Annotated in this window: 15 protein-coding genes and 2 pseudogenes; 8 read left to right on the top strand and 9 right to left on the bottom strand. The window is 72.7% G+C overall.

Features of this window, described 5'->3' with window-relative positions:
• Positions 1-273: 273 nt before the first annotated feature.
• The 4 genes and pseudogenes from KME75_RS19805 to KME75_RS19790 all read right to left on the bottom strand — a co-directional run bounded on the left by KME75_RS19805 (position 274) and on the right by KME75_RS19790 (position 3,998).
• A complete protein-coding gene (locus KME75_RS19805; protein WP_219416347.1) occupies positions 274-1,527 on the bottom strand; it encodes an MFS transporter in 1,254 nt (417 codons plus the stop codon).
• 130 nt (positions 1,528-1,657) lie between these two features.
• Positions 1,658-2,790: pseudogene (ald, locus tag KME75_RS19800) on the bottom strand (alanine dehydrogenase).
• Between the two features lie 14 nt (positions 2,791-2,804).
• Complete coding sequence (locus tag KME75_RS19795) at positions 2,805-3,443, bottom strand: histidine phosphatase family protein (protein ID WP_219416346.1); 639 nt, start codon at positions 3,441-3,443, stop codon at positions 2,805-2,807.
• 114 nt (positions 3,444-3,557) lie between these two features.
• Positions 3,558-3,998: an HIT family protein gene (locus KME75_RS19790; RefSeq protein WP_219416345.1), complete on the bottom strand. Its 441-nt coding sequence runs from the start codon at positions 3,996-3,998 to the stop codon at positions 3,558-3,560.
• An 83-nt stretch (positions 3,999-4,081) separates the two neighbouring features.
• On the opposite strand from KME75_RS19790, the gene KME75_RS19785 reads away from it, so the two are divergent.
• The 3 genes from KME75_RS19785 to treY all read left to right on the top strand — a co-directional run bounded on the left by KME75_RS19785 (position 4,082) and on the right by treY (position 9,244).
• Positions 4,082-4,543: a PPOX class F420-dependent oxidoreductase gene (locus KME75_RS19785; RefSeq protein WP_219416344.1), complete on the top strand. Its 462-nt coding sequence runs from the start codon at positions 4,082-4,084 to the stop codon at positions 4,541-4,543.
• Positions 4,544-4,736: 193 nt separating this feature from the next.
• A complete protein-coding gene (glgX, locus tag KME75_RS19780) occupies positions 4,737-6,899 on the top strand; it encodes a glycogen debranching protein GlgX (protein WP_219416343.1) in 2,163 nt (720 codons plus the stop codon).
• Positions 6,896-9,244 (top strand): malto-oligosyltrehalose synthase, encoded by a 2,349-nt coding sequence (gene treY, locus KME75_RS19775; protein WP_219416342.1) that lies wholly within the window; start codon positions 6,896-6,898, stop codon positions 9,242-9,244. Before glgX ends, treY begins: the two co-directional genes overlap by 4 nt.
• A 33-nt stretch (positions 9,245-9,277) precedes the next feature.
• On the opposite strand, the gene KME75_RS19770 is transcribed toward treY, so the two are convergent.
• The 3 genes from KME75_RS19770 to KME75_RS19760 form a co-directional block, all read right to left on the bottom strand.
• Positions 9,278-11,572, bottom strand: coding sequence for a glycosyltransferase (locus KME75_RS19770; RefSeq protein WP_308282911.1), 2,295 nt, complete (start codon positions 11,570-11,572; stop codon positions 9,278-9,280).
• Positions 11,569-12,519 (bottom strand): NAD-dependent epimerase/dehydratase family protein, encoded by a 951-nt coding sequence (locus KME75_RS19765; protein ID WP_219416341.1) that lies wholly within the window; start codon positions 12,517-12,519, stop codon positions 11,569-11,571. Before KME75_RS19765 ends, KME75_RS19770 begins: the two co-directional genes overlap by 4 nt.
• A 110-nt stretch (positions 12,520-12,629) precedes the next feature.
• Positions 12,630-13,793, bottom strand: a complete 1,164-nt coding sequence (locus KME75_RS19760) for an NAD-dependent epimerase/dehydratase family protein (RefSeq protein WP_219416340.1) — start codon at positions 13,791-13,793, stop codon at positions 12,630-12,632.
• A 200-nt stretch (positions 13,794-13,993) separates the two neighbouring features.
• On the opposite strand from KME75_RS19760, the gene KME75_RS19755 reads away from it, so the two are divergent.
• The 3 genes from KME75_RS19755 to treZ all read left to right on the top strand — a co-directional run bounded on the left by KME75_RS19755 (position 13,994) and on the right by treZ (position 17,033).
• The gene (locus KME75_RS19755; protein WP_308282910.1) at positions 13,994-14,731 is read left to right on the top strand and encodes a class I SAM-dependent methyltransferase; all 738 of its coding nucleotides are present in this window, start codon (positions 13,994-13,996) and stop codon (positions 14,729-14,731) included.
• 38 nt (positions 14,732-14,769) lie between these two features.
• Positions 14,770-15,210 carry a GtrA family protein gene (locus tag KME75_RS19750; RefSeq protein ID WP_219416338.1) on the top strand — a complete coding sequence of 147 codons (441 nt, stop codon included), beginning with the start codon at positions 14,770-14,772 and terminating at the stop codon, positions 15,208-15,210.
• A gap of 83 nt (positions 15,211-15,293) precedes the next feature.
• The gene (gene treZ / locus KME75_RS19745; RefSeq protein ID WP_219416337.1) at positions 15,294-17,033 is read left to right on the top strand and encodes a malto-oligosyltrehalose trehalohydrolase; all 1,740 of its coding nucleotides are present in this window, start codon (positions 15,294-15,296) and stop codon (positions 17,031-17,033) included.
• A gap of 67 nt (positions 17,034-17,100) precedes the next feature.
• Here the strand turns inward: treZ and KME75_RS19740 are convergent, their stop codons facing one another.
• The gene (locus KME75_RS19740) at positions 17,101-18,093 is read right to left on the bottom strand and encodes a malate dehydrogenase (RefSeq protein ID WP_219416336.1); all 993 of its coding nucleotides are present in this window, start codon (positions 18,091-18,093) and stop codon (positions 17,101-17,103) included.
• Positions 18,094-18,255: 162 nt separating this feature from the next.
• Here KME75_RS19740 and KME75_RS19735 point away from each other — a divergent pair, with 162 nt between their 5' ends.
• The gene (locus tag KME75_RS19735; RefSeq protein ID WP_219416335.1) at positions 18,256-19,464 is read left to right on the top strand and encodes a DUF418 domain-containing protein; all 1,209 of its coding nucleotides are present in this window, start codon (positions 18,256-18,258) and stop codon (positions 19,462-19,464) included.
• Positions 19,465-20,241: 777 nt separating this feature from the next.
• Positions 20,242-21,438 (top strand): DUF418 domain-containing protein, encoded by a 1,197-nt coding sequence (locus tag KME75_RS19730; RefSeq protein WP_219416334.1) that lies wholly within the window; start codon positions 20,242-20,244, stop codon positions 21,436-21,438.
• A 293-nt stretch (positions 21,439-21,731) separates the two neighbouring features.
• Here the strand turns inward: KME75_RS19730 and KME75_RS19725 are convergent.
• Positions 21,732-21,943, bottom strand: a pseudogene (locus tag KME75_RS19725) (hypothetical protein); the annotation flags it as partial.

Raw genomic sequence — 21,943 nt, 5'->3', positions numbered from 1 at the left:
ACTCCGCCTACGGACCGCGACCGACGAGAAGGAGAGCGCCGTGCGCAACCGCACCTGGATCTGACCGCCGCCCGCGACGGGCCTTGGGCGTGCTCGAGCCGCTCACGGCGGGCGTCGCGACAGCGGGTGGTGGGGCGTCGTCCTCACACGAAGTGGGGCACCGGGGCCGGCCCGGCGCGACCACCCCTGCGACGGCCACGCGCCGGCCACGAGCGGTCACCGGTCACAGGACCGCCGGTCGGCGAGCCGACCCTGCCGGGTTCGGCACGAGGATCAGCCGGTGGACGGCGCGACGGCCGGGGTGAGCACCTCGGCAGACGCGCGGTTGGCGCGCCGCCACGCCACCGCGCCGGCGAACGAGAGAGCCGCACCCAGCGCACCCGCCACCGCGATCGCGGTGGCGGGGTCCCACAGCTCGGCGAAGAACCCGCCGACGAGCACCGCGGCGCCCTGGGCGGCGATGATCCCGGACGCCGCGACGCCGATCGCCCTGCCGCGCCCTGCCTCGGGGGTGGCCCGCACGAAGCTCGCCTGGGTCTGCAGCAGGTAGGCGGTGGCCAGCATCCCGGAGACACCCCAGAGGACGAGGGTGAGCGGAATGCCCGGCCGTGCCAGGCAGACCAGCAGTGGCAGGCCCGCGCCGACGGCGAGCACCCCGACCAGGCGCGCCCTCGTCTCGGCCGGCACGAACCGCACGAACGCCCACGCGCCCAGCACACTGCCGAGCGGGTCGGCGGCCATGAGCAGGCCCACGACGGCCGTGCCCGCACCGAGCTGGTCGGCGTACGGCGCCGCCAGCGCCTCGGGGACGGCGTACCAGCCCACCAACCACGCGAGCAGGACCAGTGCACGCCTGCGCGGGTCGGTGGCGATCTCGGTGAGACCCGTGACGACGCCGCGCAGCCCGCCGATGGAGGTGTCGGACGCGGCGTCGGATCCGCCGGGGCGCGGCCGGCGGGCGACGCCGACCCGGACGAGTACCGCGGACAGCGCGAAGGTCAGCGCGTTGCCCAGCAGGGCCAGCGACGGGCTGATCGCGGCCACGAGCAGCCCGCCGGTGGCGAACCCGACCAGCTGGGCGGTCTGGCTCGTGATCTGCCGGACGGCGAGGCCGCGTTCGTAGAGCTCGTCGCGGAGGATCTCGGGCAGGAGCGCGCCCTGCGCCGCCGTGTGCGGGGAGCCCAGCAGCACGACCAGGACGAGCAGGGTGCACAGCGCCCACAGCGGGAGCTGCGGGATCGCCATGGCCGCCACGAGCACAGCGCGCAGCACGTCCGAGGTGATCATGACCTCGCGGCGCCGGTAGCGGTCGGCCAGCCCGGACAGCAGAAAGCCGCCGAGCAGGGCGGGGAGGAACGTCAACGCATAGGTGGCGGCGGCCCACGCCGCCGAGCCGGTGCGGCCGTAGACGAGCACGGCGAGGGCCACGCGGGCCAACTGGTCGCCCGCGATCGAGAAGAGCTCGGCGGCCCACAGCACGCGGAACTCGCGGACGCGGAACACCGCGCCCAGCTCACTGCCCGCCATCGGTCATCTCCCTCGTCCCACCTGCGCGCGGCGGGTTGCACCGAGCGTAGGTAAACGTGCGCGCGCGGTCAGCACGCCCCCCGATGGTGCCCGCTGCTGTGCGACACCCGCAACGAGCGGCGACGGTGCGTCACCTCGCCGGGGGAAGGGTGTCGACGACGTCTGACAGCGCGGCGGAGCGCATCCCGTGGGCCGCGGCGACCTCCGACAGGACGACGTGCACGCCTGCAACGTTCACGCCCGCCGCGAGCGCCGGGTCGTCGGCCACCGCGTCGGCCAGGCCGCGCTCGGCGATGGCGAGCACGTACGGGAGGGTGACGTTGGTGAGCGCGCGGGTGGAGGTGTTCGGCACCGCCCCCGGCATGTTCGCGACGCAGTAGAAGATCGAGTCGTGCACGCCGAACACCGGGTCGTCGTGCGTGGTCGGCCGCGAGTCGGCGAAGCAGCCGCCCTGGTCGACGGCGATGTCGACGAGCACGGAGCCGGGGCGCATCCGCGCGACGACGTCGTTCGAGACCAGCGTGGGCGCCTTCGCACCCGGCACCAGCACCGCACCGATGACGAGGTCGGCCCACAGGCACGCCCGTTCCACCTCATAGGCGTTGCTCATGACGGTCTGCAGGTGGCCGCGATAGGTGAAGTCGATCTGGCGCAACCGGTTGATGTTCGTGTCGAGCACGACGACCTCGGCCTGGAGGCCGAGCGCGATCGTGGCCGCGTTCATCCCGGACACGCCCGCCCCGATCACGACGACCTTGCCGGCCGGCACGCCGGACACCCCGCCGAGCAGCACCCCGCGCCCGCCCGCGGTGGCTGCAGGTGGTGGGCTCCGACCTGCGGCGCCATCCGGCCCGCCACCTCGCTCATCGGCGCGAGCAGGGGCAGGGTGCCGTCGGGCAGCCGCACCGTCTCGTTGGCGACGGCGGTGGCCCCGGCGGTGACCAGCGCGTCGGTGCACTCCTTGGACGCCGCGAGGTGCAGGTAGGTGAACAGCACCTGGTCGGCCCGCAGCCGCGGGTACTCCTCGGCGACGGGCTCCTTCACCTTCAGCACGAGCCCGGACGACTCCCAGACGTCGTCCGCGGTGGGAGCGATCCGCGCCCCGGCCGCCACGAACTCCTCGTCGGGCAGGCCCGCCCCGGCCCCCGCGTCGCGTTCGACAAGCACCTCGTGCCCGCGGGAGACGAGCTCGCGGACCCCCGCCGGCGTGATCGCCACCCGGTACTCGTGGTTCTTGACCTCGCGCGGAACGCCGACCAGCATCCGGCGATGGTGCCCTACTCGCTGCCCGCCGTCATGTCGAGCAGGTCCCCGACGTGCGCGATCTCGTTGACGCTGCGCACGACGCGCCGCCCGTCGCGCGCGGCGAGCACGCGGGTGATCCCGGTGTAGTCGAGCGGGAACGCCAGCGGCCGGGCGATCCCCAGCAGGTGCGCAAGCCAGATGTTGATCACACCGGCGTGCGCGACGACGACGGCGGTGGCGCGCCCGGGGTGCGCGGCCACGATCCCCTCGATCGCTGCGTCGACCCGCGCGGTGAAGGCCGGCACGTCGACGTGGGCCGGCAGCAGCCCGGCCAGCATCCGCTCCCAGGCGGCGGGGTCGAGCCGGGCCATCTCGTGCACGGGCACGTAGTGGGCGGAGTCGGCGTCGTACTCGCGCAGGTCAGGGACGATCTCCGGCTCTCGGCCCAGTGCCGCGGCGAGCGGGGCCGCGGTGCCGCGGGCCCTGGCCAGCGGGCTCGCGTACAGGCTCGCGACCTCCTCCTCGGCCAGCGCGGTGACCAGGCGCTGCGCCTGCCGCTCCCCCAGCTCCGTGAGTGCCGGGTCGGCGCGGCCGCCGGGGCGGTCGACCTCCGCGGCGTCGGCGGGGTGGATGCGTTCCGGCAGGGCGTGCCGGACGAGGATCAGCTGCACGCCCGCCCGCCTCGACTCTCGTTACGCAAGCTTCGCCCGGCCTCGACTCTCGCTACGCAAGCTTCGCTCGGCCTCGACTCTCGCTACGCAAGCTTCGCTCGGCCTCGATTCTCGCTACGCAAGCTTCGCTCGGTCCGGGACGTGCTCGCCGTGCCCCGCCTCGCGCAGCGCGGTGCGCAGCTTCTCGGCCTGTGCCTCCTGCTCGGCGGCCTCGACCGACTTCGCCGCGTTCGCGAAGTCGAACGCGGCCATCTCCCATGCCGGGAACACGTGCACGTGCAGGTGCGGCACCTCGAACCCGGCGACGATCACACCGACGCGCGGCGGCTGCCACACCTCGCGCACGGCCGCCCCGATCGCGTGGGAGACGGCGGTGAGGTGCGCGAGCAGGTCGGGATCGGCGTCGACCCACTGGTCGACCTCCTGCCGCGGCACGACCAGCGTGTGACCCGGCCCGAGCGGGTTGATGGACAGGAAGCCGACCGCGCGGTCGTCGGACCAGACGAAGAGCCCGGGCAGCTCACCGTCGATGATCTTCGTGAAGACGCTGCTCATGGCTCCCCCTCGCCGCCCGTACGCGCCCATGATTCGCCCACATGAGCACCACCGGCGCGGAGCCTATCTCCTAGGCTCGACCCATGGCCCGGACCATCGCCACGAACACCGCCGTCGACCGCGCCGAGCTGCTGGACTTCCTCCGGTGCCGCCACCACATGATCCTCATGACGCCCCGCAACGACGGGGGCTGGCAGGGCTCGCCCGTCACCGCGGGGGTCGACGCGGAGGGCCGGATCGTCGTCTCGACCTACCCGGAGCGGGCGAAGGCACTCAACGTCGCCCGCCACGGCAAGGCCTCCGTCGTGGTCCTGTCCGACGACTTCAACGGCCCGTGGGTACAGGTCGACGGCGACGCCGAGCTGCTGCGGCTGCCCGAGGCGCTCGAGCCGCTCGTCGATTACTTCCGCGCCATCTCCGGGGAGCACCCCGACTGGGACGAGTACCGCAAGGCGATGGCCGCGCAGGGCAAGGCGATCATCCGCATCACACCGACCCGGTGGAGCCCCGTGGCGACCGGCGGGTTCCCCGCGCGACTCGCCTGAGGCTCGCTACCCCGAGCCGCTGTCGGGGCACCCCGGTAACCTCCGTCCGAGCGGGTCGATGGCGCCCCGAGAGGTCGACGATCGAGCAGCACCGGGGCCGAGGGCCGAGGTGCTCACAGGGCACGCCGAACGTGCCCGGCGGCCGCACGCCGTCGCACGACGGCGGCACGGCCACCAGCGAGATGGAGGAACGATGCGGCCCTGGCCGGGCAACGCCTATCCCCTGGGAGCCACGTACGACGGCTCCGGCACCAACTTCGCAATCTTCTCGGAGGTGGCGGAGCGCGTCGAGCTGTGCCTGTTCGACGACGACGGCACCGAGGAGCGGGTCCGGCTCACCGAGGTCGACGGCTTCGTGTGGCACGGCTACCTGCCCGGCGTCGAGCCGGGGCAGCGCTACGGGTACCGCATCCACGGGCCCTACGACGCGGCGGCCGGGCTGCGGTGCAACCCCAACAAGCTGCTGATCGACCCCTACGCGAAGGCCCTCGACGGCCCGGTGCAGTGGGACGAGGCGGTGTTCGGCTACCGCTTCACGGAGCCGGAGCAGCGCAACGACACGGACTCGGCGCCGTTCGTGCCGAAGTCGGTGGTGGTCAACCCCTTCTTCGACTGGGGCTCCGATCGCGCTCCCAAGATCTCCTACCACGAGAGCGTGATCTACGAGGCCCACGTCAAGGGCCTCACGATCGCCCACCCGGACATCCCGGAGGACCTGCGGGGCACCTACACCGGCCTCGCGCACCCGGCGATGATCGAGCACCTGAAGAGCCTGGGCGTCACGGCCGTGGAGCTCATGCCGGTGCACGAGTTCATCACCGACCACCACCTGCAGGAGAAGGGCCTCGCCAACTACTGGGGCTACAACACCATCGCGTTCCTCGCCCCGCACCACGCGTACGCGATGCCGGGCGGGCGGCCCGGCAGCCAGGTGCAGGAGTTCAAGGGCATGGTCCGCGACCTGCACGACGCGGGGATCGAGGTGATCCTCGACGTCGTCTACAACCACACGGCCGAGGGCAACCACAAGGGCCCCACGCTGTCCATGCGCGGCATCGACAACGCCGCCTACTACCGCCTCGTCGAGGACGACCCGCGGTACTACATGGACTACACCGGCACCGGCAACTCGCTCAACGTGCGCAACCCGCACACCCTGCAGCTGATCATGGACTCGCTGCGGTACTGGGTCACCGAGATGCACGTCGACGGGTTCCGCTTCGACCTCGCCTCCACGCTGGCCCGCGAGTTCTACGACGTCGACCGCCTGTCGGTGTTCTTCGACCTCGTGCAGCAGGACCCGGTGATCAGCCAGGCCAAGCTCATCGCCGAGCCGTGGGACGTCGGACCCGGTGGCTACCAGGTGGGCAACTTCCCGCCGCTGTGGACGGAGTGGAACGGCAAGTACCGCGACACCGTCCGCGACTTCTGGCGCGGCGAGCCCGGCACGCTCGGCGAGTTCGCCGCGCGGCTCACCGGCAGCTCCGACCTCTACCAGGACGACGGCCGCCGGCCGTACGCGTCGATCAACTTCGTCACCGCGCACGACGGGTTCACCCTCGCCGACCTGGTCTCCTACAACGAGAAGCACAACGAGGCCAACGGCGAGGGCGGCAACGACGGCGAGAGCCACAACCGCTCCTGGAACTGCGGCGTGGAGGGCCCCACCGACGACGCCGCCGTGCTCGAGCTGCGGGCCCGCCAGCAGCGCAACTTCATCGCCACCCTGATGATCAGCCAGGGCGTGCCGATGCTGCTGCACGGCGACGAGATGGGCCGCACGCAGCAGGGCAACAACAACGTCTACTGCCAGGACAGCGAGATCTCCTGGATGGACTGGTCGCTGGCCACGAAGAACTCGAGCCTGATCGGGTTCACCGCCGGGGTGCTGGCCATGCGGCACGCGCACCCGGTGTTCCGCAGGCGCCGCTTCTTCGCCGGCAAGCCGATCGGCCGCCGCCGCAAGGACTCCCTCGCCGACATCGCCTGGTTCGCGCCCAACGGCGAGGAGATGACCGAGCAGGACTGGGACTCCGGCTTCGGCAAGTGCGTCACGGTCTTCCTCAACGGCGACGGCATCCACGACGTCGACGCCCGCGGCGAGCGGGTCAGCGACGACTCGTTCATCGTGTGCCTCAACGCGCACTACGAGGACATCGACGTGCACCTGCCGGGGTCGGAGTACGGGGCGCAGTGGGCGGTCGTGGTCGACACCGCGGCCGGCGAAGTGATCAACCTGTCGAACGCGCCGGGCGTGGTAGCCGCGGAGCCGCCCACGGTGGCCGCGGGCGCGGCGCTCACCGTGCCGGCGCGCGCAATGCTCGTGCTGCAGCGGATGGAGACCTCGCGGGGATGACAAACCGGCCCAGCTCCACCTACCGGCTCCAGTTCTTCAAGGACACCACCTTCGGCGACGCGGTGGAGCTGCTGCCATATCTCGACGCGCTCGGCGTCGGCGCGCTCTACGCGTCGCCGCTGCTCGAGTCGGGTGCCGGGTCCAACCACGGCTACGACGTCGTCGACCCCACGCGGGTGTCGGAGGAGCGCGGCGGCGAGGCGGGACGCACCGCGCTGGTCGCCGCGGTGCGCGAGCACGACATGGGCTTCGTGCTCGACATCGTGCCCAACCACGTCGGCGTCGACGTCGCGAAGGCCAACCCGTGGTGGTGGGACGTGCTGCGGCACGGCCGGTCGTCGGAGCACGCGGCCACGTTCGACATCGACTGGGACGCGGGGCCGGTCCTGCTCCCGATCCTGGACGCCGACGAGGAGAAGGCGCTCTCGGAGCTGGCGCTCTCGGACGACCGCGGCGAGCTGCGCTACTACGAGCACGCCTTCCCCGTCGCGCCGGGCACCGGCGAGGTCGGCACCGCCCAGGAGGTCCACGAGCGCCAGCACTACCGGCTGGTGTCGTGGAAGCGCGGCGCCGCCGAGCTCACGTATCGGCGCTTCTTCGACGTGTCCACGCTCGCCGCGGTGCGCGTCGAGCTGCCGGAGATCTTCGAGAAGACCCATCGCGAGGTGCTGCGCTGGGTCGAGGCGGGGGAGGTCGACGGCATCCGGGTCGACCACCCGGACGGGCTGTCCGACCCCGGCGCCTACATGCGGCGGCTGCGCGCGGCGATCGGGCCGCAGCGGTGGTTGCTCGTCGAGAAGATCCTTGGCGTCGGGGAGCAGCTGCCCGCGTCCTGGCCCGTCGACGGCACGTCGGGCTACGAGGCGCTGCGTGAGATCCAGGGCGTGTTCGTCGACCCGGCGGGCGCGGGTGTGCTCACGCAGTTCGCCGCCGAGCACACCGGGCGCAAGGAGTCGCTGCACGCCGCCGAGCACGCGGCGCGCCGCGAGGTGGCCGACACGATCCTGGCGGCCGAGGTGCGCCGGATCGCCGCGCTCGTGCCCGTCCCGGAGGCCGCTCCCGCCACCGACGAGGATCCCGGCGCGGCGGCCGACCGCGTGCGGGAGGCGGTCGCGGAGCTGCTCTGCGGCTTCCCCGTCTACCGCAGCTACCTCCCGGAGGGCCGCTCGGCGCTCGACACCGCCGTCTCAGTGGCCCGCAGCCACCGCCCCGATCTCACCGACGTGCTGCAGGTCGTCCACGCCGCGATGCTGGCCGAGCCGCAGGGCCTGCTCGCCACGCGCGTGCAGCAGACGTCGGGCATGGTGATGGCGAAGGGCGTGGAGGACACCACGTTCTACCGCTGGAACCGGTTCGTGGCGCTCAACGAGGTGGGTGGCGACCCGTCCCGCTTCGGCGTCTCCCCCGCCGAGTTCCACACGGCGCTGGCCGGGCGCGAGGCGTCCTGGTCGGCCACGATGACCACGCTGTCCACCCACGACACCAAGCGGTCCGAGGATGTCCGCGCCCGGCTCGCGGTGCTCGCGGAGATCCCCGCCGAGTGGGCCGGGCGGATGCGGCGCTGGGCGGCGGCGCACCCGCTGCCCGATCGGTCGCTCGAGCTGCTCGCCTGGCAGAACCTGATCGGCGCCTGGCCTATCCCCGCCGACCGCATGTCGGGCTACCTCACGAAGGCGGCCAAGGAGGCGAAGCTCGTCACGAGCCACGTCGACGCGGTGCCGGAGGTGGACGAGGCGATCGCCGCCTGGTCCGCGCAGGTGCTCGCCGATTCCGAGGTCGTGGCGGAGATCGAGGAGTTCGTCGCCCGGATCAGCGGGCCCGGCTGGTCCAACTCGCTCGGGCAGAAGTTGCTGCAGATCGCCGGGCCCGGCGTGCCGGACGTCTACCAGGGCACGGAGCTGTTCGAGTACTCGCTGGTCGACCCGGACAACCGGCGCCCGGTGGACTGGGCGGCCCGCCGCGAGCTGCTGGCCCGGCTCGACGACGGCTGGCTGCCCGACGTCGACGCCGAGGGGGCGGCGAAGCTGTTGGTCACGGCCGGCGCGCTGCGGCTGCGGCGCTGGCGCCCCGAGGCGTTCGCCGGCTACCGGCCGCTGCCCGCCGAGGGCCCGGCCGCCACCCACGCGGTGGCGTTCCAACGCTCGCCCGCGCTCGTCGCCGTCGCCACCCGGCTGCCGGTGGGGCTCGCCGAGCGCGGTGGGTGGGGCGACACCTTGCTCCCGCTGCCCGACGGCGCCGACGACTGGACCGACGTCGTCACCGGGGCACCGGTGGACGGCTCGGCGCCACTGCTGTCGCGGCTGCTCGACCGCTACCCGGTGGCCCTGCTGGTGCGGCCGGCCTGACGGCCGTCGCGGGTCGACAGCGCGGCGTCGCGGTCACCGTACCGGCAGCCGCTCCGCCGCCCCGGACCTCAGCGCCCGCCGTTCCCGCCACCACGTGCCCACCAGCACCCGGCCGTAGCGCGTCCCGTACAGCAGGTTCGGTCCCTTCTTGCTGCGGCCGGTCGTGCGGTCCCGCATCGTCATCGGTCGCTCGACGACGCGGTGGCCGCGCAGGATCGCCCCCAGCAGCAGCTCCGACGCCTGGTACTGCGGCTGCCGCAGCGGCACCGAGCAGGCGACGTCGATGGTCATCGCGCGGAAGCCGAACGAGGTGTCGGTGATGCGCTGCCGGGCGAGCACGGTCGCGAGCGCTGCGAACACCCGCACCCCGAGCTGCCGGAACCGGTCGGTCGTGTCCTCCCTCCCGAGCCGCCGCGAACCGGTGACGAAGTCCGCCTCGCCGCTGACCAGCGGGGCCAGGAGCGTCGGCAGCTCGGCGATGTCGTACTGCCCGTCGGCGTCGGTGGTGACGACGTAGCGGGCGCCGTGCTCCTGGGCGATCCGGTAGCCCAGCCGCAGCGCGGCACCCTGACCGCGGTTCACCGGGGTCACACACGTGTACGCCCCCTCGTGGGCCAGCGCCACCGTCGCCGTGCCGTCGGTGCCGCCGTCGACCACGACGAGCGTGTCGACCCGCAGTTCGCCGCACCGGTCCGGGATGCCGTCGAGTACCGCGGGCAGATTGTCTGCCTCCTGGTAGGCCGCCATGACCACCACGACGGGTCCGAGCACCACCTCGCCGTAGCGCTCCCTGAAGGCCGCCAGCGCCGCGGCGTCCACCTCGTCGGGGAACGGGCCGAGCAACGGGCGCCTCGGAGAGGGTCCGCCGCTCAGCAGCGCGGTCAGGCCCAGCGCACCGGTCAGCGGGAGCAGCACCAGGCCGGGGAGCTGATAGCGCCAGGAGAACTCGAACGCGGCCGAGGTGAGCAGGACCGTGATCCCGGCCCCCGCCGTGAGCAGACACGCCGCACGCAAGCCGGATCGTCGCGCTCTGCCGAGACCGGCGGCCCCGGCGAGCCCGAGCACCAGTGCCGCGGCCAGCAGCGGCCCGGGGGTGTGGCCGCCGTGGAACTGGTACGCGCGCAGCACCCAGGCGAGGTCCGGGTCGACCGAGAGCTCGGTGCCCCCGAACCGCAGAGCCACCGCCGACGCGAGCTCAGGGCTCGCGTACAGCACGGGAACCGTGTGGAAGTGCCACCGGTCCACAGGGACGTCGTCGGGGCTCGTGGAGCGGGTCCATGCGAAGCCCTTGCCGAAATCGGCGAGCACGGCGCCGGCGACATCGAAGGGCTGGTGCAGCAGCACGGTGCGGGCGAACGCGCGCTGCAGGTCGGCGATCGTCCCCTCGGGCTCCGGCACGGCGGTGTGCGCCGGGGAGGCGAGGTCGTGGACGTAGTGGTCGACGCCGAGTCGTTCGCCGAGCCGCTCCGCCGGGCACAGCTGGCGCTGCGCTTCGGTGAGCGGCAGCCGGTCGCAGTCCGCGACGGTGGCCGTGCGCCCGTACAGGGCGCTGCCATCGGTGTCGGAGATCCCGACCCGTCCCGTGTCTGCCCAGAAGTAGCCGCCGTAGGCGGCGACGACGACCGCGAAACCGGCGAGCAGGGCACCTGTCCGCCGCAGGACCAGCCCATGATCGCTGCGGCGGCGCCACGCCCCGCCGGCGAGAACCAGGTACACCACGGCCGGCACCACCAGCGGCACGGCCACCAGCCGGACGACCACCATGACGGCGATCAGGATCCCGGCCGCGGCGCTGCGGCCCGGCCCGGGGGCGCCGCGGGAGGTGAGCAGCCAGATGACCCCGAGCAGCAGCGCCTGGAAGAAGGTCTCCGTCATGATGTTCTGCTCGATCTGCACCTGGTAGGCGTCGAGCAGCAGCGGGCCGGCGGCCAGCGCCGCCACCCAGCGGCGCGCACCGTGGCGCTGCAGCAGCACGTAGACGGCCACCGCCATCCCGAGCCCTGCGAGGTGCTGCACGGCGGTGACCAGCTGCAGGTTCCCCACTCCGAGCAGCGGCCGGAGCACGAACAGCTCGTAGCCGATCGGGTTGAGCTCTGCGGGACTCAGCCTGTCGATGTTCAACAGGTAGCGGAACGAGTCGTAGTAGAGGATCGCTGGCTGGTACGCCAGCTGCGCCAGCAGCCGCAGCACCGCACCGGCCGCGATCAGCGTGAGGAACAGCCCGTGCCGGCGGGCCAGCCCGCCCGCCCGGTCGCGGAAGCCGGGCGGATCCACCGGCTCCGGGCCCGCGCCGGCGCGCCCCGCCTGGGCAGGGCCGGTCAAGGTCACGGCTGCCCCTCGCCGACCGGGTTCCGCCGGAAGTCGTCCCAGACCGTACCCAGCCCGGCGGTGAGCGACAGCGCCGGCGACCAGCCCAGCTCCGTGCGGGCGCGCCCGTTGTCGACGAGCACCGCGGGCATCTCGCCGCGTTTGGCTGGCACGTGCTCGACCCCGATCGGGCGCCCGGTGGCGCTCCTGGCGGCGTCGACCAGGTCCAGCACGGTGATCGAGCGCCCGCTCCCGACGATCAGCGGACCGGTCACGGCGCTCGGCAGGGCGCGCAGCACGGCCTGCGCCACGTCGGAGACGTGCACGAGGTCACGGCGCTGCGTCCCGTCGCCGAACACCTGCACCGAGCCGCCTGCGAGCGCGGCGCGCATCAGCCGCGGCACGAAGCTGTCCTTGTGCCCCATTCCGGGCCCGTAGACGTTGGTGAACCGGAGCGCGCACGTCGCGAGGCCGTACGCACCGGCGTACCCGGCCAGGAGCATCTCGCAGGCCGCCTTGGTGGCGCCGTAGGGCGTCAGCGGCCGCAGCGGGGTGGTCTCGTCGATCGTCGCGTGCCCGACCTCGCCGACGACGGCGTTCGTGGATGCCAACAGGAACCGGCCCACCCCGCCCCGCCTGGCCGCCTCGAGCAGGTGCTGGGTGATCTCGACGTTGGCCCGGTAGGTCGCAGACGGCTCCTCGGTGGAGCGCAGCACCGACGTCGCGGCGGCCAGATGCACGATCGCGGAGGGCGAGCCGGACAGGGCCTGCTCGCGCACGGCCGGGTCGGCGAGATCGCCGAGGACCGTCGCGACGCCAGGACCGTGGCTGCCGAACGGCTCCCGATCGACGACGATCACCTCGATGTCGGCTGCACGCAGCGCGGCCACGACGGCCCGGCCGACGAAGCCGCTCCCCCCGGTGACGACGACGAGGCCGGCGGGCGGACGCCGGACATCGGGAGACATGGTTGTCCAACGTAGTGCGCGCCCGTCGGCGCCGCAGAACCCACACGCGGGAGTGAGCAGACCGGGTAGCGGCGCATGGCTCGGGTCCGACCACACCCTCTCGGCGCTCGTCAGCCGCGTAACGCGCTCTCGGCCCTGCGCCACTGCACGGTCGGCAGCAACGCGGCCCGGTCGACCCGGTCCCGGTGGCGCTCCACCACCGGGAACAGCGAGCTGATCAGCGTGTCGGAGAGCAGGTGCGGCTGCAGCCCGAGCGACGGCAGCCCGGTGAAGACCACGTTGTAGTAGTGCGAGTCCGCCTCCACGCGCGGGTTCTCGACGTTGTGCACCTCGACCGGACCCGGGAACGTGTCGGCCACGACCTTGGCCATCTCCTCCACCGACATCGACTCGGTCAGCTGGTTGAACACGCGGAACTCGCCGCGCTCCGCCGGGGTCTCGGCGGCGAGCCGGATGCACTCCACCGTGTCCTGGATGTCGATGATGCCCCGGGTCTGGCCACCCGACCCGTACACCGTCAGCGGCTCACCCAGCACCGCCTGGATCACGAACCGGTTGAGCACCGTACCGAACACCGCGTCGTAGTCGAACCGGGTCGCCAGCCGGGGGTCCCGCTCGGTCTGCGGGGTCTGCTGGCCGTACACCACCCCCTGGTTCAGGTCGGTGGCCCGCAGCCCCCACACCCGGCACGCGAACTCGATGTTGTGGCTGTCGTGCACCTTGCTCAGGTGGTAGAAGGACCCCGGCCGCTTCGGGAACAGCACGCGGTCCCGGCGGCCCTTGTGCTCGATGTCGAGCCAGCCCTCCTCGATGTCGATGTTCGGTGTGCCGTACTCGCCCATCGTGCCCAGCTTGACCAGGTGGATCTGCGGGTCGACCTCCGCGATCGCGTAGAGCAGGTTGAGCGTGCCCACGACGTTGTTGTGCTGGGTGTGCACCGCGTGCGCCCGGTCGATCATCGAGTAGGGCGCGGAGCGCTGCTCGGCGAAGTGGACGATCGTGTCGGGCCGGAAGCGCCGCACCACGTCGAGCAGGAACTCGGCGTCGACCAGATCACCGACGAACGTCTCGATCCGCCTGCCGGTCACCGCGTGCCAGACGTCGGTGCGCACCTCCAGCGGCTCGATCGGCACGAGGCTCTGGACGCCCATCTCCTCGTCGTAACCGCGACGCAGGAAGTTGTCGACGATCCCGACCTGGTCACCCGCGTCGGACAGATGCAGGGCGGTGGGCCAGCCGAGGTAGCCGTCTCCACCCAGGACGAGGACTCGCATCTTGATCTCATTTCCGGTCGACGACGATGGCAAACCGATCCGCCCGGTATCCAGCCGGGAGTTCCCGGACCAACCGGACCAAACGACCATAACTAGTACGCTGCCCGACGCGCCGTGTGCCCATACCCTGTCGCCGCGCTCAGCCACTCGGCGGCCTAGGCTCGGGCCTCAGCACACCGGTGACGAGCGGAGGGCGACGCGTGGAGGACGGTTCAGGGGCGTTCACCCGGGCGACGGGCCGTGACCTGGAGGGCGGCACGGACCAGCCCCGGTACCGCCGCTACCAGTACGATCTCATCGCCCCCCACTGCGGGCGTTCGGTGCTGGAGATCGGCGCGGGGCTCGGCGAGTTCGCCGCGCAGTTCCGCGGTCTCGACCGGCTCGTCGTCACCGATGTCGATCCCGACGTCGTGCAGGTGCTGCACAAGCGCTTCGCCGACCGTCCCGACGTGCGGGCCCACCGGTTCGAGATCGGCGGCGCCGCGCCCGCCGTCGATCCGGTCGACACCGTCGTCGCGATCAATGTCCTCGAGCACATCGAGGACGACGCAGGCGCGCTGCGCGAGATGGCCGCACTCGTCCGGCCCGGTGGCAGGCTGGTGATGTGGGTGCCCGGTTACCCACAGCTCTACGGGGAGTTCGACCGGAGGGTGGGGCACGTGCGTCGCTACACCCCCACCACACTGGACGACGCGTTCCGCCGTGCCGACCTCGAGGTCGAGCGCACCGGTCCGGCGAACCTGCTCGGCGGAGTGGCCTGGTGGATCGCCGTCCGCCGCGGCGGCGCCGGCTCGCCGAACCCGCGGCTGGTGCGGCTCTACGACCGGTTCGTGGTGCCGGTGACGCGTGCCGTGGAGCGGGTGGTCCGGGTACCGTTCGGGCAGTCGGTGCTGGGGGTCGCCCGCCGCCCGCCGGAGCCCCGCGAAGGCCCTCGGTGACCTCCGGACTCGGCCCCCGTGCGCGCTCCACCGGGGGTGTGCGCGGACGCCTCCGCCTGTGGTGGCGCTACGCGGCCGGCTCGGTGATCGCGGGCGTGATCAGCCAGACCACGTTCGTCGCCTGCTACGCGCTGGGCACGTCACCGCTGGTGGCCAGCGTCACGGCCTTCGTGGCGGGCGCGGTGCCGAACTACCTGCTCAACCGGCAGTGGGCCTGGCGCCGTCGGGGCCGCGCCGACGTCCGGCGGGAGGTGGCGCCCTACGCCGCGATCGCGGTCGCCACGGCACTGGCCGCGGCCGCTGTGACCACCACCGCCGACACCTGGGTCCGCGCGGCCGTCGAGAGCCGCGGCTGGCAGGTCGTGCTCGTGGGGGCGGCGTTCCTCGGCACGTACGGTTTCCTGTTCGTGCTGAAGTTCGTGCTGTTCGACCGGTTCGTGTTCACCGGGCCGCGCTCCGCTCCCCCCGCGGGGACCTGAGCGTCTCTTGCTCGGCACGCCGATGCGCGTGGATCCCAGGGTCACAACGGGCGCGTCGTGGCCCCACCCGGCAGGATCATCGGGTGACCGATTTCGCCGTGTGGGCGCCCCAACGCGACCAGGTCAGGGTGCTGGTGGACAACGCCCCGTACCCGATGGCGCGCGACGGCGCCGGCTGGTGGTGCGCGACCGTGGAGGACGCGGGCCCCGGCACCGCCTACGCCTTCCTGCTCGACGACGACGAGACCCCGCTCCCCGACCCGCGCTCACGCTGGCAACCCTCCGGCGTGCACGGCGCGTCCCGGCTCTACGACGACACGGGCTTCTTCTGGACCGACCAGGCCTGGACGGGCCGCCAACTACCGGGCAGCGTCCTCTACGAGCTCCACATCGGGACATTCACCGACGGAGGCACGTTCGACTCCGCCATCGAGCGGCTCGACCACCTCGTCGCGCTGGGCGTCGACCTGGTCGAGGTGCTTCCGCTCAACGCGGTCGACGGGCCGCGCAACTGGGGTTACGACGGCGTCGGCTGGTACGCGGTCACGGAGAACTACGGCGGGCCCGATGCGTTCAAGCGGTTCGTCGACGCCTGCCACTCCCGCGGACTCGGTGTGGTTCTGGACGTCGTCTACAACCACCTCGGCCCGTCCGGGGCCTACCTCGACCGGTTCGGGCCGTACTTCGCCGGGTCCAACATCTGGGGCCCCTCGCTCAACCTCGACGGTGCGTACTCGGAGCCGGTGCGCCGCTACGTCATCGACAACGCTGTGATGTGGCTGCGCGACTTCCACGTCGACGGCCTGCGCATCGACGCCGTCCACGCGCTGCGCGACACCCGCGCCACCCACCTGCTGGAGCAGCTCGCCGTCGAGGTGGAGGCGCTGTCGACGCACGTCGGGCGGCCGCTGTCGCTCATCGCGGAGTCCGACCTCAACGACCCGAGGATGGTCACCGCGCGCGAGGCCGGCGGCTACGGTCTGCACGCGCAGTGGGCCGACGACATCCACCACACCCTGCACAGCGCCCTCACCGGCGAGGCCCAGGGCTACTACGCCGACTTCGCGACGGCGGGCCTCACCGGCCTCGCCCATGTGTTCACCCGCGCGTTCCTGCACGAGGGCACCTGGTCGAGCTTCCGGCAGCGCAACCACGGGGCGCCGGTGGACACCCGCCGGATCCCCGGGCACCGGTTCCTCGCCTACCTGCAGAACCACGACCAGATCGGCAACCGGGCCACCGGCGACCGGCTCACCGAGACCGTCTCCCCCGGCCTCCTGGCCTGCGGCGCGGCGCTGGTGTTCTGCTCACCGTTCACGCCGATGCTGTTCATGGGCGAGGAGTGGGGCGCCCGCACACCGTGGCAGTTCTTCTCCTACTTCCCGGACGAGGAACTCCGCGAGGCCGTGCGCACCGGACGGACCGCGGAGTTCGCCGAGCACGGCTGGGGCGACGCCGAGGTGCCCGACCCCAACGCCGAGAGCACGTTCCTCGACTCGAAGCTCGACTGGGACGAGCCCGCCCAGGAACCGCACGCCACCCTGCTGCGGGTGCACCAGGAGCTCATCGCGCTGCGCAAGGCGTGGCCGGAGCTGTCCGACCCGTGGCTGGAGGAGGTGGAGGTCGACATCGACGAGGACGCCCGCACCGTCGTGCTGCACCGCGGCAGGCTCCGGGTGGCGTGCAACCTCGGCGGCGACACGGTGACCCTCGCGATGACCGCCCCGATCGGCCGGATCCTGCTGGCGTCCGAGCCGGTGGAGGGCGAGGACAACGCCCTCACCGTGCCACCGGAAGCGTTCGCGATCGTGCAGCTGGCGTGAGTTGCAGCAGAGCCACTTTCATGCCACGAGGTGGCGTGAAAGTGGCTTTGCTGCAATCGGGCTCAGGTCAGAGCAGGCCGAGCGACTTCACGGCGTCGCGCTCCTCCTGGAGCTCCTGGACGCTCGCGTCGATCCGCTGCCGGGAGAAGTCGTTGATCTCCAGGCCCTGGACGATCTCCCACTTCCCGTTCTTCGAGGTGACCGGGAAGCTCGAGATGATCCCTTCGGCCACCCCGTAGGAGCCGTCGGACGGGATGGCGGCGGAGGTCCAGTCGCCCTCGGGAGTGCCGTTGACCCAGTCGAAGACGTGGTCGATGGCGGCGTTCGCCGCCGAGGCCGCCGAGGACGCGCCGCGCGCCTCGATGATCGCTGCACCGCGCTTGGCGACAGTGGGGATGAACTCGTCACGCAGCCAGGCCTCGTCGACCTGCTCGGCCGCGGTCCTGCCGCCGACCTCGGCGTTGAAGAGGTCGGGGTACTGGGTGGCCGAGTGGTTGCCCCAGATCGTGAGCTTGTGGATGTCGGTGAGCGGCACCGACAGCTTCTTCGCCAGCTGGGCGATGGCGCGGTTGTGGTCGAGGCGGGTCATCGCGGTGAAGCGCTCGGCGGGCACGTCCGGAGCCGCGGCCTGCGCGATGAGCGCGTTGGTGTTGGCCGGGTTGCCGACCACCAGCACGCGGACGTCCTCGGCGGCGTGGTCGTTGATCGCCTTGCCCTGTGGGGCGAAGATGCCGCCGTTGGCCTCGAGCAGGTCGCCGCGCTCCATGCCCTTCGTACGCGGGCGGGCACCGACGAGCAGCGCGACGTTCGTGCCGTCGAACGCGACGTTCGCATCGTCGGTGATGTCGATGCCGGAGAGCAGCGGGAACGCGCAGTCGTCGAGCTCCATCGCGGTGCCCTCGGCGGCCTTCACCGCCTGGGGGATCTCCAGCAGGCGCAGCCGGACCGGAGTGTCCGGGCCGAGCAGCTGGCCCGAGGCGATCCGGAAGAGCAGCGCGTAGCCGATCTGGCCGGCTGCTCCGGTGACGGTGACGGTGACAGGTGTGGTCGACGCAGACACGGGGCGAGGCTAGTGCATGTACGCCCGCCGGACGGCCCCGGACGGGCGCGGACAACACGGATCACAGTGCCGGTCCCGCCCAGCGGTGTACCGCCATCGGCGGACGGACCGTCCGTCGGTCGATCGATACGCGGCACAGCGTCGTCGTCCTAGCGTCCGAACATGACCACCGCAGCACCGCCACCCGCCGATCCTGGTGCGACCCCGACCACCGCCCGCGCGCTCGCGCCCGACCTCGCCCGCGGCGGAATGCTGCTGCTCATCGCGCTGGCCAACGTGCACGTCTACGTGTTCGGCCATCCGCTCGGGCTGCGCAGCTACCCGGCCGACCTCGGGGGCGTCGACGCCCTCGTCGCCGCGGTGCAGCTGCTGCTCGTGGACGGCCGCGCGTACCCGCTCTTCGGGTTCCTGTTCGGCTACGGGATCGTTCAGCTGTCCCGCAGGCGCGACAGCCCCGCGACGGCGGTGCGGATCGCCCGCCGCCGCGGCTGGTGGATGCTGCTCATCGGGGCGGTGCACGGCGTGCTGCTGTGGCCCGGGGACATCGTGGGCGCCTACGGGCTGCTGGCCGTCCTGCTCGCCGGGGCGCTCGTCGCGGGCCGGCCCGCCCGGCTGCGCGTCCTGGTCGTGACCGGGCTGGTGTTCACCGCGCTCTTCGGGATGGTCAGCGTGCTGCCCCCGCCCGGCGCGACCGACGCCCTGCTGCCCTCGATGACGACGGCCGACCCGGTCGCCGCGCTGGTGATCCGCACCGTCGAGTGGGGCGGGATCGGGCTCCTCGCCAACGCCGTCACTGTGTTCGCCGCGGTTCCGCTCGGCGCCTGGGTGGCGCGCCGCGGGGTGCTCGACGCCCCCGCGCAGCACCGGCGGCTGCTGCTGCGGGCGGCCGCGATCGGGCTGCCGGTAGCGGTGCTCGGCGGGGTACCGCTGGCGCTCATGGTCACCGGGCCGTGGGCGGAGCCATCGCTCGGCGCGATCGTCGCCGCCGGCGCCCTGCACACGGTGAGCGGCTACGCCGGCGGGCTCGGCTACGCGGCGCTGTTCGGGCTGCTGGCGATCCGGCTCACGGGCCGCCGACCGGGGCCGCTGAGCGGGGCGCTCGCGGCCTCCGGGCAGCGCTCGCTGTCGTGCTACCTCGCGCAGTCCGTGGCCTTCGTGGCGCTGCTGCCCGCCTGGACGCTCGGGCTCGGCGCCGGCGCGCACCTGTGGCAGACCGCGTTGGTGGCCGTGGGCACGTGGGCGGTGATCCTGCTGGTCGCAGCCTGGTCGGCCGGCGCCGGGCTCCGGGGCCCGGCCGAGCTGCTCCTGCGGCGGCTGACCTACGGTCCCCGCCGGGTCACCGGCGTGGCGCGGCCCGCCGGGAGCCGGTAGCGGTCAGCGAGGCCGCACCTGCCGCGCGTTCTGCGGATCGCCGCGAGAGGCCGCTGACCGTGGCCGGGACAGCAAGCATCCCGCACTCGCGACGATCACCGGCCCGAAGACCGCCGCGAGATGCGCGATACGGCACCTCCGACAGCAGGAACCACACCCTCGCGACGATCACGGGCGGCAGCCCGGCAGACCGCCGGCGCCGAGCCGAGCGCTTGGAAGATCACCGCGAGATCGCTGTTCCCGCAACCCGGACCGCAACCATCGCGCACTCACGACGATCACCGGCCCGAAACCACCGCGAGATACGCGCTACCGCACCCCCGACAGCAGCAACCACACCCTCGCGACGATCACGGGCGGCAGCCCGGCAGACCGCCGGCGCCGAGCCGAGCGCTTGGAAGATCACCGCGAGATCGCTGTTCCCGCAACCCGGACCGCAACCATCGCGCACTCGCCACGATCACCCATCCGAAGACCACCGCGAGATACGCGCTACCGCACCCCCGACAGCAGGAGCCGCACCCTCGCGACGATCACGTGGGCGCCCGAGCGCACTCGCCGGAATTCCCACACCCAAGATCACCGCGAAAGGCCGGTTTCCGTAGCCCGGACAGCAAACAGCGCACACTCGCGACGATCACCGGCCCGAGAACCACCGCGAGATGCGCGATTCGGCACCTCCGACAGCACGAACCGCGCCCTCGCGACGATCACGCTGGGCGGCAGCTCGGCCGGGCGTCGGGCTCGAACAGCGGTCACCCCGCTAGCCTCGCCGGCATGACCGCCCCGGCCGACCCCGGTGCCACCCCGACCGCTGCCCGCTCGCTCGCCCCGGACCTGGCCCGCGGCGGCATGCTGCTGCTGATCGCCCTGGCGAACGTGCACGTGTACGTCCACGGGAGTCCGCTGGCGGTGCGCGGCTACCCGCGGGTCGTCGAGGGCATGGACCGGGTGGTCGTGCTCCTGCAGATGTTGCTCGTCGACGGCCGCGCCTATCCGCTGTTCGGCCTGCTGTTCGGGTACGGGATCGTGCAGCTTGCCTGGCGCCGGGGCGACGCGGGCCTGCCCGTCGGGGCGGTCACGCGGCTGGTCCGGCGGCGCGGTTTCTCGATGGTCGCGATCGGCTTCGCGCACGGCGTGCTGCTGTTCGCGGGCGACATCGTCGGGGCGTACGGGCTGATCGCCGTCCTGCTCGCCGGCGTGCTCGTCGGCGGTCGGGACGGCGCGCTGCTCGGCACGGCGGCGGCCGGGATCGCGCTGGCCACGCTGCTCTACACCGCGGCGGGCGCCCCGCTGCAGGGTGAGATCCGGGCGCTCCTCGGCTCGATCGCCGCGCCGGACGCCGCGACGGCGCTGGTCCTGCGGGTGCAGGAATGGCTCGTCAGCGGGCTGCTCTCGCAGGTGCTCGCCGTGTTCGGGGCAGTGGCCCTCGGCGCGTGGGCCGCCCGCCGACGTATCCTCGACGAGCCGGAGCGCCACCGCGCGCTGCTCGTGCGCGCCGCGGCCCTCGGGCTCGCCGCGGCGGTGCTCGGCGGCCTGCCGCTCGGCCTCATGGCGGCCCAGCTGTGGGCGACACCGCCACTGGGCGTGGCCCTGCTCGCCGGCGCGCTGCACGGCCTCGGCGGGTACGCGGGTGGCGTGGGATATGCCGCGCTGTTCGGGCTGCTGGCGATCCGGCTCGCCCGCGGCGGCGTCGGCCCGGTCGGCTCCGCCCTGCAGGCGTGCGGGCAGCGGTCGCTGTCGTGCTACCTCGCACAGTCGGTGGCGTTCGTGGCACTGCTCCCGGCGTGGACGCTCGGGCTCGGCGAACAGGCGCGGCTCTGGCAGGTGGCGCTCGTCGGGCTCGGGACCTGGCTGGTGATCCTCGCGGTCGCCGCCGCCTCGGCCCGCGCAGGTTTCCGCGGCCCGGCCGAGATCCTGCTGCGCCGGCTGACGTACGGGCCGCGCTCCGCGGTCGAAGGCAGACCCGGCTGACCCCGGGGCCCCGATCGCCGGGCAGTAAGGGCTTGCAGATCATCAACTCGCCGTCGTAACTCGTGTGGGGATGGTGATGCCTGCGGTGTTGGCGAGGTCGTAGAGGTCATCGAGCGTGGCCAGCGGGTTCTCGGCGGGCTGGACTGTGTGGCCGGCCTGTTCCAGTAGGTACTGGGTGTCGCGGATGCGCCGGTTGATGGTTTCGGGGCGGACGCTGAACAGGGCAGCGACGGCGACCTGGGGCAGTGCGAGTCGGTGGTGCAGGACGGTGGCCAGTAGCCGGTCGGGGAGGGTCAGGATGGGGCGAGGTCCGGCGCCGGGGCGGTCTTTCGGGGGCGGTGGCCGCGTCGTTTGTCCAGCTCGGCTTCCCGTTGTTGCTGGTGCAGGGTGGTGATCGTGGTGATCAACGCGTTCCACTCTGGGATCGGTAGTCCGGTCACCGTGGGGTGGCACAGCCAGGCCTTGTCGGGGCTGGGCTGGTCGAACGGATCCGGTGCGGCGAAGG

The sequence above is a fragment of the Pseudonocardia nigra genome, from assembly GCF_019396355.1.
GTDB classification, from domain to species: Bacteria; Actinomycetota; Actinomycetes; order Mycobacteriales; family Pseudonocardiaceae; genus Pseudonocardia; species Pseudonocardia nigra.
Note: the sequence above shows the minus strand (reverse complement) of the source record. Positions and strands in the feature narration are given on the sequence as shown.

Excerpts from the sequence above, each read along its gene's own strand:
- KME75_RS19805 (WP_219416347.1), bottom strand. The coding sequence starts at position 1,527 with ATGGCGGGCAGTGAGCTGGGCGCGGTGTTCCGCGTCCGCGAGTTCCGC.
- KME75_RS19790 (WP_219416345.1), bottom strand. The coding sequence starts at position 3,998 with ATGAGCAGCGTCTTCACGAAGATCATCGACGGTGAGCTGCCCGGGCTC.
- KME75_RS19785 (WP_219416344.1), top strand. The coding sequence starts at position 4,082 with ATGGCCCGGACCATCGCCACGAACACCGCCGTCGACCGCGCCGAGCTG.
- glgX (WP_219416343.1), top strand. The coding sequence starts at position 4,737 with ATGCGGCCCTGGCCGGGCAACGCCTATCCCCTGGGAGCCACGTACGAC.
- treY (WP_219416342.1), top strand. The coding sequence starts at position 6,896 with ATGACAAACCGGCCCAGCTCCACCTACCGGCTCCAGTTCTTCAAGGAC.
- KME75_RS19765 (WP_219416341.1), bottom strand. The coding sequence starts at position 12,519 with ATGTCTCCCGATGTCCGGCGTCCGCCCGCCGGCCTCGTCGTCGTCACC.
- KME75_RS19760 (WP_219416340.1), bottom strand. The coding sequence starts at position 13,793 with ATGCGAGTCCTCGTCCTGGGTGGAGACGGCTACCTCGGCTGGCCCACC.
- KME75_RS19735 (WP_219416335.1), top strand. The coding sequence starts at position 18,256 with ATGACCACCGCAGCACCGCCACCCGCCGATCCTGGTGCGACCCCGACC.
- KME75_RS19730 (WP_219416334.1), top strand. The coding sequence starts at position 20,242 with ATGACCGCCCCGGCCGACCCCGGTGCCACCCCGACCGCTGCCCGCTCG.